Source organism: Roseivirga spongicola, assembly GCF_001592965.1.
GTDB lineage: Bacteria > Bacteroidota > Bacteroidia > Cytophagales > Cyclobacteriaceae > Roseivirga > Roseivirga spongicola.
Genome location: NZ_LRPC01000023.1, coordinates 177711 through 190860, shown reverse-complemented (window position 1 = coordinate 190860; position 13150 = coordinate 177711). Strand labels below are relative to the sequence as shown.

Below are 13150 nucleotides of genomic sequence, written 5' to 3'. Positions count from 1 at the left end.
GAAACTCAATATGTTTAAGGCATGAAGACATGGTTCGCGGCTTACTTTTACTTTTTTTATTTCTTTACGAGAGTGAGGTGAACCGCAGCTTATTAGAAAAAATTTAACTTAACATATAAGCCCGGTTCACAAGAGCCGGGCTTTTTTATTGTCAAAATCATGGAAATTGTAGACATCAAAGATTGGGGTTTAGGACTATCGGAGCACACCTTAATCGCTGGCCCTTGCAGTGCAGAGAGCCCAGAACAAATTGAGGCTATCGCTAGAGGCTTAAAAGGTAGCAGAGTAGAAATGTTCAGATCTGGAGTATGGAAACCAAGAACAAGGCCTGGCTCTTTCGAAGGTATTGGAGAAGATGCTCTGGAATGGCTCAATATTGCCAAAGACATATTGAACGTGCCCGTTACTGTAGAAGTGGCCAATGCAGCTCATGTTGAAGCAGCATTAAAAGGTGGTGTAGACGTTCTTTGGATAGGTGCCAGAACAACTGTAAACCCTTTTTCCGTTCAAGAAATCTGTGACTCATTAAAAGGAGTTGATATTCCTGTAATGGTAAAAAACCCAATCAACCCAGACCTACAACTTTGGCTTGGAGCATTCGAAAGACTAAGCAAAGTAGGCATCAATAAATTGGCAGGTATTCACAGAGGCTTCTCCGACCCATACGAAAAACGGTACAGAAATAAACCTGAGTGGAGTATGCCTATTCACCTAAAACGCATGATGCCGGGTATATCTGTAATTTGTGACCCTAGCCACATTGCAGGGACCCGTGAAATCATTGCATCTGTAAGTCAAAGAGCCATCAACTTTGGCTTAGATGGTCTAATGATTGAAACCCACCATGACCCTGACAAAGCTTGGAGTGATGCCAAGCAACAAATAACTCCAGATACCTTAAAAATTATTTACGACAATTTAAATTTCCGTGAGTCGATAGATAAACACCCTGAGGCAATTACAGAACTCGAAGAGCTCAGACAAAAAATTGACCTATTAGATGCGCAATTAATTGAGTTATTTGCCGACAGATTCCAAATCATTAAGCAGGTAGGTGACTATAAGCGGGAACACAATCTTGCAGTGTACCAACCAGGCCGATGGCAAGAAGTGATGGAGTCTAGAATTAAAACCGGGAATAAAAAGGGCATGACTGAGAAGTTTATGAAGAGCTTACTTTTCGCTATACATGAAGAATCGGTAAAAATGCAAGAGGCCCAACTCAAAGAAGCTAAAGCTGAAATTAAAGCATGAGCATAAAAATCGATGACATTGGCACTAGCCTTTCAGGTTATTTTGCTGAACATCAGTACTCAAAGGTAGCGGTGTTGGTAGATGAAAATACACACCAATACTGCTACCCTATAATCGAGAGTCTTTTACCTCCACATGTTCTCATTCAGATTCAATCTGGAGAGATCAATAAAAACTTAAGCACTTGTGAACATATCTGGTCGGCTTTAACCGAAAACCAATTCGACAGAAAATCGCTTCTAATCAACTTAGGCGGTGGAGTGATTGGCGACATGGGTGGCTTTTGTGCAGTTACTTATAAAAGAGGTATAGACTTCATCAATATTCCTACTACCCTATTGGCTGCAGTTGATGCCAATATTGGAGGAAAACTAGGAATTGACTTTAATGGATTTAAAAACCACCTAGGCTTCTTCCAAGATCCAAATGAAGTATTCATTGACCCTGTTTTTCTTGAAACTCTTAGTGAAAGAGAATTAAGGAGTGGGTTTGCTGAAGTAGTCAAACATGGCCTAATTACTGACAAAGACTATTTCAATGAAGTGACCAAAGATGGGTTAAATCAAGCCAATTGGAATGCCGTGATTGCCCACAGTGTTCAAATCAAAAATGCAGTAGTTACTGAAGACCCGAAAGAAAAGGGCTTAAGAAAAATCTTAAACTTCGGGCATACGGTTGGGCATGCTATTGAGAGTTTTTATCTCGACACGGAGAACCATTTACTTCATGGCGAAGCCATTGCTATTGGTATGATTTGCGAAGCCTTTCTTTCTACAAAACTATTGGGCATGGCTAAGGAAGAATTGGAAATCATAAAAACTACCTTAACCCTAATCTATCCGAATCTAAACATTCATAAAGGAGACTTTACATCCATTATAAAACTGATGTATCAGGACAAAAAGAATGTCAATAGCTTTTTAAATCATTCTTTGCTTTACGAAATTGGTCGTGCCGGATATGATGTTGCGGTAGATGAAAAGGACGTAATGGACTCACTGTTCTACTATCATAAAATATAGACTCAACTTGGAATCAATAGAACTACAACATTGCTCGAGCCTCAAAACTGTAGAGGTACCGCTAGAGGCCTCAAAGAGTGAGAGCAATAGAGCCTTGATCATTAATGCCGTTTCAGGAGATAAATCTACTCTCCACAATTTATCGAATGCGAGAGATACTCAAACCATGTTGAGGTTATTGAAATCGGACGATGAAACCCTGGATGTACTAGATGCGGGAACAACCATGCGCTTTCTTACGGCATACAGCATTTTAGGAGATAAGCCTAGAGTAATGACGGGAACTGAACGCATGCAACAGCGCCCTATTCACATTTTAGTTAAGTCTCTAAAGCAAATTGGTGCAAAGATTAAGTACTTAAACGAAGAAGGTTACCCACCCCACAGAATCAAACCTCTTGAGGTACAGAAGACCAATCAGGTAGGCATAAAAGGTGATGTCAGCAGTCAATTTATTTCTGCTTTGCTAATGATTGCTCCTGCCCTTCCACAAGGACTCTCTCTAAGACTCAAAGGAAAAGTTGGTAGCCGCCCCTACATTCAGATGACACTGGATATGATGAAGCTCTTTGGTGTACAGGCCAGTTGGACGAACAATACCATTGAGATTGAACCGCAAGAATACAAAGAGTACCCTTACGTAGTAGAGTCAGATTGGTCTGGTGCAAGCTACTGGTACAGCTTTGTGGCTTTGGCAAAAGAAGCCAAAATCAAACTGCTCGGCTTAAGACAAAAGTCGCTTCAAGGCGATATTGCGATTGTACACATCATGAACCGACTCGGAGTAATGAGCACATTCGAAGAAGATGGTGTAGTACTTGAGAAAATTCCGCATCAACAAGAGTTTGAATATGATTTCTCGGATTGCCCTGATTTAGCCCAAACTGTTGCTGTAGTTTGTGGAGTCAAAGGTATAGAGGCTAAGTTCACAGGCCTTGAAAGCTTGAAAATTAAAGAAACCGACAGAATTAAGGCCTTGAAAAAAGAGCTGAAAAAGTTCAAAATCAAGCTAAAAGAGACTGAAGAAGGAGTTTATGAAATTAAGTCGAAGTTTCAACCTACTGAGGAAATCATAGAAGTAGAAACCTATGAAGACCACCGCATGGCCATGGCTTTCGCTCCTATGCTTACGCATCAATCGATCAGAATTTTAGATCCTTCCGTAGTGAATAAATCTTACCCAAGCTTCTGGGAGCATGTGGAGTTGGTGACTGATCTGTAATTGTCTGCTGAATTACTTTTCCTAAATTGAATTAATTCTTATGAGGTGGCGTTAGCCACAGATTAGCATTGATTTATGGCGAAAAAGAACAAACTCGAAAATATATCGGTCAAGGAGGTATTTAGCAGAATTATTTGGCCCAAACGCGGCATGCTCCTCTTCGGCTTAGTACTCATCTTACTTAGAAGTGCCGCTACCATCATCCCTCCAAAAGCAACTCAGTACTTGATAGATGATGTAGTAATAGATGGTGATTTACAAGAACTTAAGCTTACGGTAGGCCTCATTGTTTTAGCTATTATAGTACAAGCAGTAACCTCTTTTACACTCACAAGAATTCTGAGTGTGCAGGCACAGAAACTCATTGCAAAATTGAGAGTGCAGGTGCAAAAGAAAATACTTTCTCTACCTATCAACTTCTTCGACAGTCAAAAATCTGGAGCTTTGGTTTCCCGAATAATGACTGATGTAGAAGGGGTGAGAAATTTGGTGGGAACCGGTTTTGTTCAGCTTATTGGTGGTGCTATCACTGCTGTAGCTGTGCTTTTTATCCTCATCAACACCAATGCTAAGCTTACCGCCCTAATTGTTTTACCTATTATTCTCTTTGGAGTAATTGCCATGAAGGCCTTCGGTGTACTTCGCCCAGAGTTCAGGAAAAGAGGAAAACTAAATGCAGAGGTAACTGGCAGGTTGACCGAAACGCTGAATGGCGTTAGAGTAATTAAAGGCTTCGGGGCTGAACAACAAGAAATTAAAATCTTCGAAAAAGGGGTTGACTCCCTCTACAAAGTGGTGAAAAAGACACTGACCGCCACTGCCTTTGTTTCTAGTTCAGCTACTTTCCTACTTGCCGGAGTAGCCAGCACCAGTATTCTTGGCTTGGGCGGATATTACATTATGGAAGGCACTATGACTCCTGGTGAACTCTTTGCCTTTATAGGATTACTAGCTGTGGTTGTAGCTCCCGTACTACAAATGTCAAACATTGGTAGTCAGATCACCGAAGCCTTCGCTGGGTTAGATAGAACGGAGGAAATAATGCAAACTCCTTCTGAAGAAGATGATACATCTAGAACTGAGGAGCTAGGTATAATTCATGGCGAAGTAAAGTTCGACCAGGTTTCATTTGCTTATGAAGAAGATGATGATGTAATCAAGAATGTGTCGTTCAATGCTCCTGCAGGCTCTGTTACCGCACTTGTAGGTTCGTCTGGCTCGGGTAAGTCTACAATTGCTGGATTAGCGGCTACTTTTTTAAACCCTAGAGAGGGAACCATAACGATTGATGGAACAGATCTTTCAAAGGTTAAGCTAAGAAGCTTCCGCTCGCAGTTAGGAGTTGTACTGCAAGACGATTTCTTATTTGAAGGCACCATAAGAGATAACATTCTATTTCCTCGCCCGGAATCTACTGAAGCAGAGTTACAAGCAGCAGTAAAGGCAGCATATGTGAATGAATTCACGGATAGGTTCGAAAAAGGACTAGATACAGTAATTGGAGAACGTGGGGTTAAGCTCTCTGGTGGTCAGAGACAAAGGCTAGCTATTGCTAGAGCCATTTTGGCCGATCCAAGAATACTCATCTTAGATGAGGCCACCTCTAACTTGGATACCGAAAGTGAATCGTACATTCAGCAAAGCTTGAATGAGCTAATGAAAGGTAGAACCACATTTGTGATTGCGCATAGGCTAAGCACCATTAAACGAGCAGACCAGATTTTGGTCATTGAAAAAGGCGAAATTGCCGAACAAGGAACTCACGATGAACTAATTGCCAAAGAAGGCAGGTACTATCAATTATACACCTATCAGGCCAGAATATAATGGAAGAACGAGTTAAGATTATTGAAGAAAGGAGTCTCTCCGAAGGCTGGTTCAACCTTAAAGAGGTTATTTACGATTACACTTGGTTCAACGGCAGGGTGCAAAGACAGTCAAGAGAGGTAGCCAAGAAAGGAAACTACGCTGGCATTCTACTTTACAACAAAGAGAAACGCACTGTTATTCTAACCAGACAATTTAGAATGCCTTCTTATTTGAATGATACCTCAGATGGTTTTATAGTAGAGGCGTGTGCTGGAATGCTTGATGATGATGCCCCCGAAGAATGTGCAAAGCGCGAAGCACTTGAAGAAACTGGTTTTAAAGTCAAGAATATTGAAAAGGCCTTTGAAGCATACACCTCTCCGGGCACTCTGAGTGAACTTGCACATCTTTATGTAGGTGCCTATGAAGACGATATGAAAGTGTCTAAAGGAGGTGGTGCAGACGAAGATGAAGATATAGAAGTGCTAGAAATCTCCTTTACCCAAGCATTGGAAATGATTAAAACTGGTGAAATTAAAGATGCCAAGACGATAATGCTTTTACAGTACGCTCAAATAAATGAGCTTTTAAACTAGTACGCGAACCGCAATTTTCCACTAATGAAAAAGACCAACTATCTACTAATCATATTATTACTCATTACTTCTATCGACCTATTTGGTCAAGACCCATTAAGGTTTGCTGAAGAGGTTAAAAAGTTCGAAAACGCTTCATTGCAGTATCCTGCACAAAACCGAATTGTATTCACGGGTAGCTCTAGCATAAGACTTTGGGTAGATTTTAAGTCTTACTTTCCTGAACACAACGTCATCAACACTGGCTTCGGTGGTTCAGAGACTTCTGACCTGATTCACTACAAAGACCTATTGATTTCTCAGTTCAACCCAAAGCAGGTATTCATTTATGAAGGCGATAATGATGTAAACTCTGGAAAGTCAGGGCTGCAGATATTAGCAGACATGAATAAACTAGTAAACGACCTGCTAGAAGAGGGTGTAGAAAACATAGTGATCATCACTCCTAAACCAAGCGTAGCACGTTGGGAACTAAAAGAAAAGTACGAAAAAGTAAACGCGTCTTTTAAAGCTATGGCAGACCTCTCACCAAATGTAAAATTTGCAGATGTTTGGGCACCAATGCTCAACGAAGATGGTAAAGTGAAGAGTGATATCTTCATAGAAGACAACCTCCACATGAACAAAAAAGGCTACGATATCTGGATAAAGGTGATAGGCCCACTGTTAATAAAGCCTTGATAAAGACTATTTTAACGAGCTAAAAAAGCCTTCTCAATCTAAAGAGAGGGCTTTTTTTCGCTAATACGTAAAGTTAACACTACATGAATCAATAAAACTTTTTATGAATATATGTTGAATTTTTCATGTAAAGTCTCCATCTTTAAAAACCGTTTCACCTAAACGTATGAAAACATTAGCCGTCTATGCACTAGTGCTTGGGACAGGCGTAATGAGCTTGCTTTCTCTTTCCGAGAGTAAGGAAGATCATACCGCTGAATTCCCGAGTTTGGAATTAAGCTCACTTTTAGAGCTAAACTCCAACGAATTACCAAGCTTACCAAGTGCCACACCACACTCAGAAGTAAGAAAGAAAGAATATCACATCTATTTTGAAAATAGAGCAGAAGAGCCTCTAGAAGTTGCTATTAGATATAAAGACTACAATGGTGACTGGCAAACAGAAGGATTCGTAACCCTAAAGTCTGGAGAAAAAAGACATATGGGAGTATCCGATCAAAAGACCTACTTCTATTATGCCGAAAATCAACACAAGTGGAAAAAAAGAAAATGGGCGGGGAAGTATAGTTTCCCCGTCAACGAAGCTGCATCTAATAAGCTTCGATTTGTGAAGCAAGATATTTGGGAGTGTTACGACACTAAAATGTGCAACACATTTGCCGTGTTTAGGTAATGTTGAGAGGGAAGCTGCTGGGGCTTCCCTTCTTTTTTTGCCAAGACTTTGTTTCTCCCTAATCCCACTCACCAACAAGGGCTTAGGCCATACGGCAACATAACCTAAGGGCAATTACCTTTGACGAACTTCATTAAGATACGCCTCCACTAGATGCGAACTTTGCAGTTGCTAGAATCAAAAGTTAGTCAAAGATTGACAGCAAAGTCTTGTGACCGCTAATCTCCGCCTTTGGTGGTCTTGTGACCGCCACACCTATGGCAGCAATGCTTCGAGGCTTACAAAGACTTGAAATAAGCAGGAGCTTTCACTAATCGGCTTCCATACCAACTGAACATTTCTCCATCTACCAACCTCACTTCTACATTGGGTAGTTCAGCTTTCAGTTCTTCAATATGCTTATCTTTGAAAGGATAAGGTTCAGAACTCAAAAGCACTACTTCAGGAGCAAGGTCTTTGATTTCTTGTACGGTCAGTTCTGGGTACCGATCTTTCTTTACTTGATTTTCGAAACCAGCTACCTTAAGCATTTCATTGATAAACGTTCCTTGACCGGCAGCCATATATGGCCCTTTCCAAATAAGGTAAACGGCCTTCTTTGCAGGAACATCTCTTTCTTCCAATTCAGCAAATCCACTGAGGATATCGACTACTATTCCTTCGGCTTCCCTTTCCCTGGCTGTAAGATCACCGATCATCTCAATCATATCCAAAGCCTCATTGAGGTTTGAAATATCGCTCATCCATACAGGGTATTTCTTTGCCAGCTCAGTGATGAATCCCTCCTCATTCTCTTCCTTATTTCCGATGATAAGGTCAGGCTGAAGTTGATCGATAATATCGAAATGAACTTGTTTAGTCCCTCCTACAATGGTCTTTTCTTTTCGCCACTCTTGAGGATAAACACAGAATTTGGTGATACCTACAACTTCGGAACCCAGTCCCAAATCATAAAGCAATTCTGTTTGCGAAGGAACAAGAGAAATGATTCTTAAAGGGGCTTCAGGTACGTTGACCTTTCGCCCCATTTGATCTTTTACAGTTGGCATTATTTTAAATACCTGAAGTCATGACCACCTTCTAGCTGAGTCAAGAATTGATACATCAATTCTATTACCTGCTCAATATCTGTTTCATGAGCTGTCTCGACAGTAGTATGCATGTACTTAAGTGGAAGTGAAATCAATGCAGCCGGAACTCCCTCATTAGAGTAAGCAAAAGCATCAGTATCTGTTCCTGTAGACCTTGAAGCTGCCGAGCGCTGGAATGGAATTTCATTCTTCTCTGCCACCTCAATCAGCATATTCAAAAGGTTATTCTGAACTGCTGGACCATAAGTAAGTACAGGGCCGTTTCCAGATTTTTGATCTCCTTGTAGTTTCTTATCATACATAGGAGAATGAGTATCGTGGCAAACATCAGTGATGATAGCCACATTAGGTTTGATTCTCGCAGCAATCATTTCAGCTCCTCTCAAACCAATTTCCTCCTGAACAGCATTCACTATGTATAGGCCGAAAGGCAATTCTTTACCTTCCTCCTTTAACTTTCTGGCAACCTGAGCAATCATATAACCACCAATTCGGTTATCCAAGGCTCTACCACACCAATATTTCTCGTTCAGTTTGAAGATTTCATCATCGAAAGTAGCCACAGTTCCCACATGGATTCCCATATCTAAAACCTCTTGCTTGGTGCTAGCACCTACATCAATAAAGATGTTCTTCAATGAAGGTGCACTTTCACTTTCTTTCTCTCTAACATGAATGGCTGGCCACCCGAACACTCCCTTCACCACTCCTTTTGAAGTATGGAGATTCACCCTTTTTGAAGGTGCTATTTGGTGATCACTACCTCCATTTCTGATCACATAGATATAACCATCATCAGAGATATAATTTACAAACCAGCTAATCTCATCAGCATGTGCTTCGATAACCACTTTGTATTCTGCTTCAGGATTAATAACCCCTACAGCAGTACCATAATTATCCGTGAAGTATTCATCTACATAAGGCTTCATATAATCTAACCAAATTTGTTGGCCACTAGACTCGAATCCTGTTGGTGATGCGTTATTTAAATATTTAACTAAAAACTCTTCTCTTTCCATCATCTGCTATCTATTAAATATTCATTAAAGCGGAATGTTACCATGCTTTTTCTTAGGTAGAGTATCTACCTTATTCTCAAGCATTTTGAATGCTCTAATTAACTTCTCTCTAGTTTTTTCAGGCTCAATTACTTCATCTACATAACCACGTTTTGCTGCATTGTATGGATTCGCAAATTTGGCTGTGTATTCATCAACCTTCTCTTGAAGTTTGGCTTCAGGATCTTCAGCAGCAGCAATTTCTTTACGGAAAATGATTTCGGCAGCTCCTTTTGCACCCATCACCGCAATTTCCGCCATTGGCCAAGCGTAATTCATGTCCGCACCAATGTGCTTCGAGTTCATTACATCATACGCTCCACCATATGCCTTTCTCGTAATTACAGTAATTCTTGGAACAGTGGCCTCAGCAAATGCATAAAGTAATTTAGCTCCATTAGTGATAATTCCATTCCACTCTTGGTCGGTTCCAGGAAGGAAGCCTGGCACATCTTCCAACACCAAAAGAGGAATATTAAAGCTATCGCAGAAACGCACAAAACGAGCACCCTTCGTTGAAGCATGGATATCCAAAACCCCGGCCAGCGCAGCAGGCTGATTACCCACAATACCAACACTTCTTCCTCCAATTCGGGCGAAGCCTACAATAATATTCTCTGCAAAGTTCTTATGCACTTCAAAGAAAGAATCCTCATCTACCAAATGCTCAATAACCTCATGCATATCATAAGGCTGATTTGGATTATCAGGAATGATTTGGTTCAGTTCCTTTCTGATTTCAGACTGCGCATCATACTTGTAGATGGGAGCATCGTCTTCACAGTTTTGTGGAACGTAAGACAATAGTCTCTTAATATCGTTGATACATTGTACCTCATTGGCTGAAGCAAAATGTGTTACACCACTCTTAGTGCTATGCGTACTTGCTCCACCAAGTTCTTCAGAAGTAACATCTTCTTGAGTTACTGTTTTTACCACATTTGGGCCAGTAACAAACATATATGAAGTGTTCTCTACCATGAAGATAAAGTCGGTAATTGCTGGAGAATATACAGCACCACCAGCACAAGGCCCCATTACTGCGGAAATCTGAGGAATAAGTCCTGAAGCACGAGTATTTCGGTAGAAGATATCGGCATAGCCACCTAATGACACCACACCTTCTTGAATTCTGGCTCCACCACTATCGTTCAAACCAATGATTGGAGCTCCATTTTTCATAGCCAGGTCCATGATTTTACAGATTTTCTCTGCATGGGTTTCAGAAAGTGAGCCTCCAAAAACGGTAAAGTCTTGTGAATACACATAAACCAAACGGCCGTTTACTGTTCCATAACCGGTAACCACTCCATCGCCCAGAAACTTTTGCTTATCAAGACCAAAGTCAGTAGCTCTATGCTCTACAAACTTTCCAATTTCTTCAAACGAACCTTCATCCATCAATAAAGCTATTCGTTCTCTTGCGGTAAGCTTATTTCCATCGTGCTGTGCATCAATTCTCTTTTGCCCACCCCCTAAAAGTGCTTTCTGATTCTTTTCCTCTAGCAAAGCGTATTTCTCTGCTTTGCTAAGAAGTTTAACTGAAGAAGATTCTGATTTTTTGTCTGCCATAGGTTCCATTAGATTTGGTAGCCAAAGATATGGACATACGTGGAAATATGAATTTCAAAGCCATGAATTGTCCTTCCGAACAGCCTTATTTTTAGGGAATAATATTATATATTCGGCCAACTTTTCGAGGAGTGTGGCATGAGGAAAGCTGTAATAGATTTAGGTACTAATACTTTCCACCTGTTCATTGTTGAACTGGAGGATGGTCAGCTAAAGACGCTCTACAAGGAGAAAATTGCTGTGAAAATTGGCAAAAACGGCATCAGTAAGGGCTATATAGCCAAAGATGCCATGAAAAGGGCAGTTCATACTCTTGAGGTATTCAAAACTGTGCTTGACCAATTTCATACTACCGATGTTATCGGTGTGCCTACCAGTGCCATCAGAAACGCAAAAAACGGTCAGGAACTACTAGACCAAATTTACGATTCAACTCAGATAGAGATTCAAATTATTAGTGGTGACCGCGAGGCAGAACTAATTTTTGAGGGAGTTAGAGCTGCAGAAGCCGTAGATAACGCGCCACAGTTGGTGATGGATATCGGAGGCGGCAGCGTTGAGTTTATTATAGGAAATGACTCTCAAATTTTCTGGAAGAGAAGTTTTGAAATTGGCGCGCAACGCTTGCTGGATAAATTCCACAAGCATGACCCTATGCCTGCTAGCTCGGTAAACGAAATGTTTAACTGGCTAGAAGCAGAACTTCAAGAGCTTAAAACAGCCATTGAGAAACATAAGCCAATTGGCCTGATAGGATGTTCAGGAACGTTTGATACGCTCGTAGAAATACACTTTAAACAAACTGGAGAAGACAGGCCAGTGCATCCGAAAGTATTTGAGCTCCCTATTAAGGCCTACCGAGACATGCACCGAGATTTACTTATTAAAGATAAGGAAGCTAGACTGCTGATTCCCGGTATGGTTTCTATGAGAGTAGACATGATTGTGGTAGCCAGTTGCCTTATCTCTTTCGTTACAGACCTCATTCCTACAGAACACATTACTGGGTGTACCTACGCTTTAAAGGAAGGTGTTCTTTATTCCATGGAACACAAACCTATTGCAGAAAAGCAATAACATTTTCCCAATGAATCATTTTAGCTACGACCAACTATATCGTTTTTCCAAAGACATTTTCATCGCTATGGGTTGCCCTGAAAGTGATGCAGAAACAGCGACCAAAACATTACTATCCGCAGATATGCGAGGGGTAGACTCTCACGGGGTAGCTAGACTTAGTGGTTATGTTAGGCTTTGGGATAAACAAAGAATTAACGCTAAGCCAGATATTAAGGTGATACATGAAACACCAAGTACAGCCACCATCGATGGTGATGCAGGACTTGGTTTAGTGGTAGCGCCTTTTGCCATGCAAGTGGCTATTGAGAAGGCTAAAAATGCTGGGACAGGCTGGGTAGCGGTTAAGAATTCAAACCACTACGGAATTGCAGGCTATCATGCCATGAAGGCCTTAGATCATGACATGATTGGCATGTCAATGACCAATGCAAGCCCATTGGTTTCGCCTACATTCTCTAAGGAAAGAATGTTAGGCACTAACCCAATTGCCGTTGCTATTCCTGCCAATGAGCAACCTCCATTTGTAGGTGACTTTGCTACAACACCAGCAGCTAATGGAAAACTTGAGGTGCTTATGCGAAAAGGCGAAAATGCTCCTCTCGGATGGATTCAGGACCAAGGTGGGCAAAGTACAGACAATGCTCACGGCATTAAAGAAGGCGGATCTTGGCTACCACTTGGAGGTGATAGAGAGCATGGAAGTCACAAAGGTTTCATCTTGGGTTCCATTGTCGATATATTTTCTGCCGTACTTTCTGGCGCTAATTATGGCCCATGGGCTCCTCCTTTTGTTACCTTCCTAGAACCAAGCAAAGACCCAGTGGGCGAAGGGCTCGGACACTTCTTTGGGGCAATGAGAGTAGATGCCTTCCGTCCTGCCGAAGAATTTAAATCGCACATGGACAACTGGATTACTAGATTTAGAGAATCGGACCGAACCGATGCAAATCAGCCTGTCGTTATTCCTGGCGATCCGGAAAGAACTTACGAAAAAGAAAGAAGTGAAAATGGCATTCCTCTACTTGAGCCAGTAGAAAAAGACTTGAGAGCTTTAGGAGAACGATTTGGGGTGAAATTTTAAGGTGAAAC

12 protein-coding genes are annotated in these 13150 nt (G+C 41.2%); 9 read left to right on the top strand and 3 right to left on the bottom strand.

Going from position 1 to position 13150, the window contains the following annotated elements; translation table 11 throughout:
- The first annotated feature begins 156 nt into the window (after positions 1-156).
- The 7 genes from AWW68_RS11890 to AWW68_RS11860 all read left to right on the top strand — a co-directional run bounded on the left by AWW68_RS11890 (position 157) and on the right by AWW68_RS11860 (position 7257).
- The gene (locus AWW68_RS11890; protein ID WP_394364971.1) at positions 157-1254 is read left to right on the top strand and encodes a chorismate mutase; all 1098 of its coding nucleotides are present in this window, start codon (positions 157-159) and stop codon (positions 1252-1254) included.
- Complete coding sequence (aroB, locus tag AWW68_RS11885; protein WP_068221314.1) at positions 1251-2276, top strand: 3-dehydroquinate synthase; 1026 nt, start codon at positions 1251-1253, stop codon at positions 2274-2276. Before AWW68_RS11890 ends, aroB begins: the two co-directional genes overlap by 4 nt.
- A 7-nt stretch (positions 2277-2283) precedes the next feature.
- Positions 2284-3498 (top strand): 3-phosphoshikimate 1-carboxyvinyltransferase, encoded by a 1215-nt coding sequence (locus AWW68_RS11880; protein WP_068221312.1) that lies wholly within the window; start codon positions 2284-2286, stop codon positions 3496-3498.
- Between the two features lie 75 nt (positions 3499-3573).
- Positions 3574-5325, top strand: a complete 1752-nt coding sequence (locus tag AWW68_RS11875; protein ID WP_068221310.1) for an ABC transporter ATP-binding protein — start codon at positions 3574-3576, stop codon at positions 5323-5325.
- On the top strand, positions 5325-5903 hold the full coding sequence (locus AWW68_RS11870; protein WP_068221308.1) for an NUDIX domain-containing protein: 579 nt from the start codon (positions 5325-5327) through the stop codon (positions 5901-5903). Before AWW68_RS11875 ends, AWW68_RS11870 begins: the two co-directional genes overlap by 1 nt.
- 24 nt (positions 5904-5927) lie before the next feature.
- Positions 5928-6584 carry a GDSL-type esterase/lipase family protein gene (locus AWW68_RS11865; protein ID WP_068221306.1) on the top strand — a complete coding sequence of 219 codons (657 nt, stop codon included), beginning with the start codon at positions 5928-5930 and terminating at the stop codon, positions 6582-6584.
- 166 nt (positions 6585-6750) lie between these two features.
- A complete protein-coding gene (locus AWW68_RS11860; RefSeq protein ID WP_068221304.1) occupies positions 6751-7257 on the top strand; it encodes a DUF1036 domain-containing protein in 507 nt (168 codons plus the stop codon).
- 278 nt (positions 7258-7535) lie between these two features.
- On the opposite strand, the gene AWW68_RS11855 is transcribed toward AWW68_RS11860, so the two are convergent.
- From AWW68_RS11855 to AWW68_RS11845, 3 genes are read right to left on the bottom strand one after another with little or no spacing between them, the layout of a single operon-like run.
- The gene (locus tag AWW68_RS11855) at positions 7536-8306 is read right to left on the bottom strand and encodes an ABC transporter substrate-binding protein (protein WP_068221302.1); all 771 of its coding nucleotides are present in this window, start codon (positions 8304-8306) and stop codon (positions 7536-7538) included.
- Positions 8306-9373, bottom strand: a complete 1068-nt coding sequence (locus tag AWW68_RS11850) for a M42 family metallopeptidase (RefSeq protein WP_068221300.1) — start codon at positions 9371-9373, stop codon at positions 8306-8308. The genes AWW68_RS11855 and AWW68_RS11850 overlap by 1 nt, the downstream gene beginning before the upstream one ends.
- A gap of 21 nt (positions 9374-9394) precedes the next feature.
- On the bottom strand, positions 9395-10981 hold the full coding sequence (locus AWW68_RS11845; RefSeq protein WP_068221389.1) for an acyl-CoA carboxylase subunit beta: 1587 nt from the start codon (positions 10979-10981) through the stop codon (positions 9395-9397).
- A 138-nt stretch (positions 10982-11119) separates the two neighbouring features.
- Between AWW68_RS11845 and AWW68_RS11840 the strand changes: the two genes are divergently transcribed.
- The gene (locus AWW68_RS11840; RefSeq protein WP_068221298.1) at positions 11120-12058 is read left to right on the top strand and encodes a Ppx/GppA phosphatase family protein; all 939 of its coding nucleotides are present in this window, start codon (positions 11120-11122) and stop codon (positions 12056-12058) included.
- A 10-nt stretch (positions 12059-12068) separates the two neighbouring features.
- Entirely contained in the window at positions 12069-13142 is a 1074-nt protein-coding gene (locus tag AWW68_RS11835; protein ID WP_068221296.1) for an Ldh family oxidoreductase, read from the top strand.
- Positions 13143-13150: the final 8 nt, after the last annotated feature.

Excerpts from the sequence above, each read along its gene's own strand:
- AWW68_RS11840 (WP_068221298.1), top strand. The coding sequence starts at position 11,120 with ATGAGGAAAGCTGTAATAGATTTAGGTACTAATACTTTCCACCTGTTC.
- aroB (WP_068221314.1), top strand. The coding sequence starts at position 1,251 with ATGAGCATAAAAATCGATGACATTGGCACTAGCCTTTCAGGTTATTTT.
- AWW68_RS11860 (WP_068221304.1), top strand. The coding sequence starts at position 6,751 with ATGAAAACATTAGCCGTCTATGCACTAGTGCTTGGGACAGGCGTAATG.
- AWW68_RS11865 (WP_068221306.1), top strand. The coding sequence starts at position 5,928 with ATGAAAAAGACCAACTATCTACTAATCATATTATTACTCATTACTTCT.
- AWW68_RS11855 (WP_068221302.1), bottom strand. The coding sequence starts at position 8,306 with ATGCCAACTGTAAAAGATCAAATGGGGCGAAAGGTCAACGTACCTGAA.
- AWW68_RS11875 (WP_068221310.1), top strand. The coding sequence starts at position 3,574 with ATGGCGAAAAAGAACAAACTCGAAAATATATCGGTCAAGGAGGTATTT.
- AWW68_RS11850 (WP_068221300.1), bottom strand. The coding sequence starts at position 9,373 with ATGATGGAAAGAGAAGAGTTTTTAGTTAAATATTTAAATAACGCATCA.
- AWW68_RS11845 (WP_068221389.1), bottom strand. The coding sequence starts at position 10,981 with ATGGCAGACAAAAAATCAGAATCTTCTTCAGTTAAACTTCTTAGCAAA.
- AWW68_RS11835 (WP_068221296.1), top strand. The coding sequence starts at position 12,069 with ATGAATCATTTTAGCTACGACCAACTATATCGTTTTTCCAAAGACATT.
- AWW68_RS11870 (WP_068221308.1), top strand. The coding sequence starts at position 5,325 with ATGGAAGAACGAGTTAAGATTATTGAAGAAAGGAGTCTCTCCGAAGGC.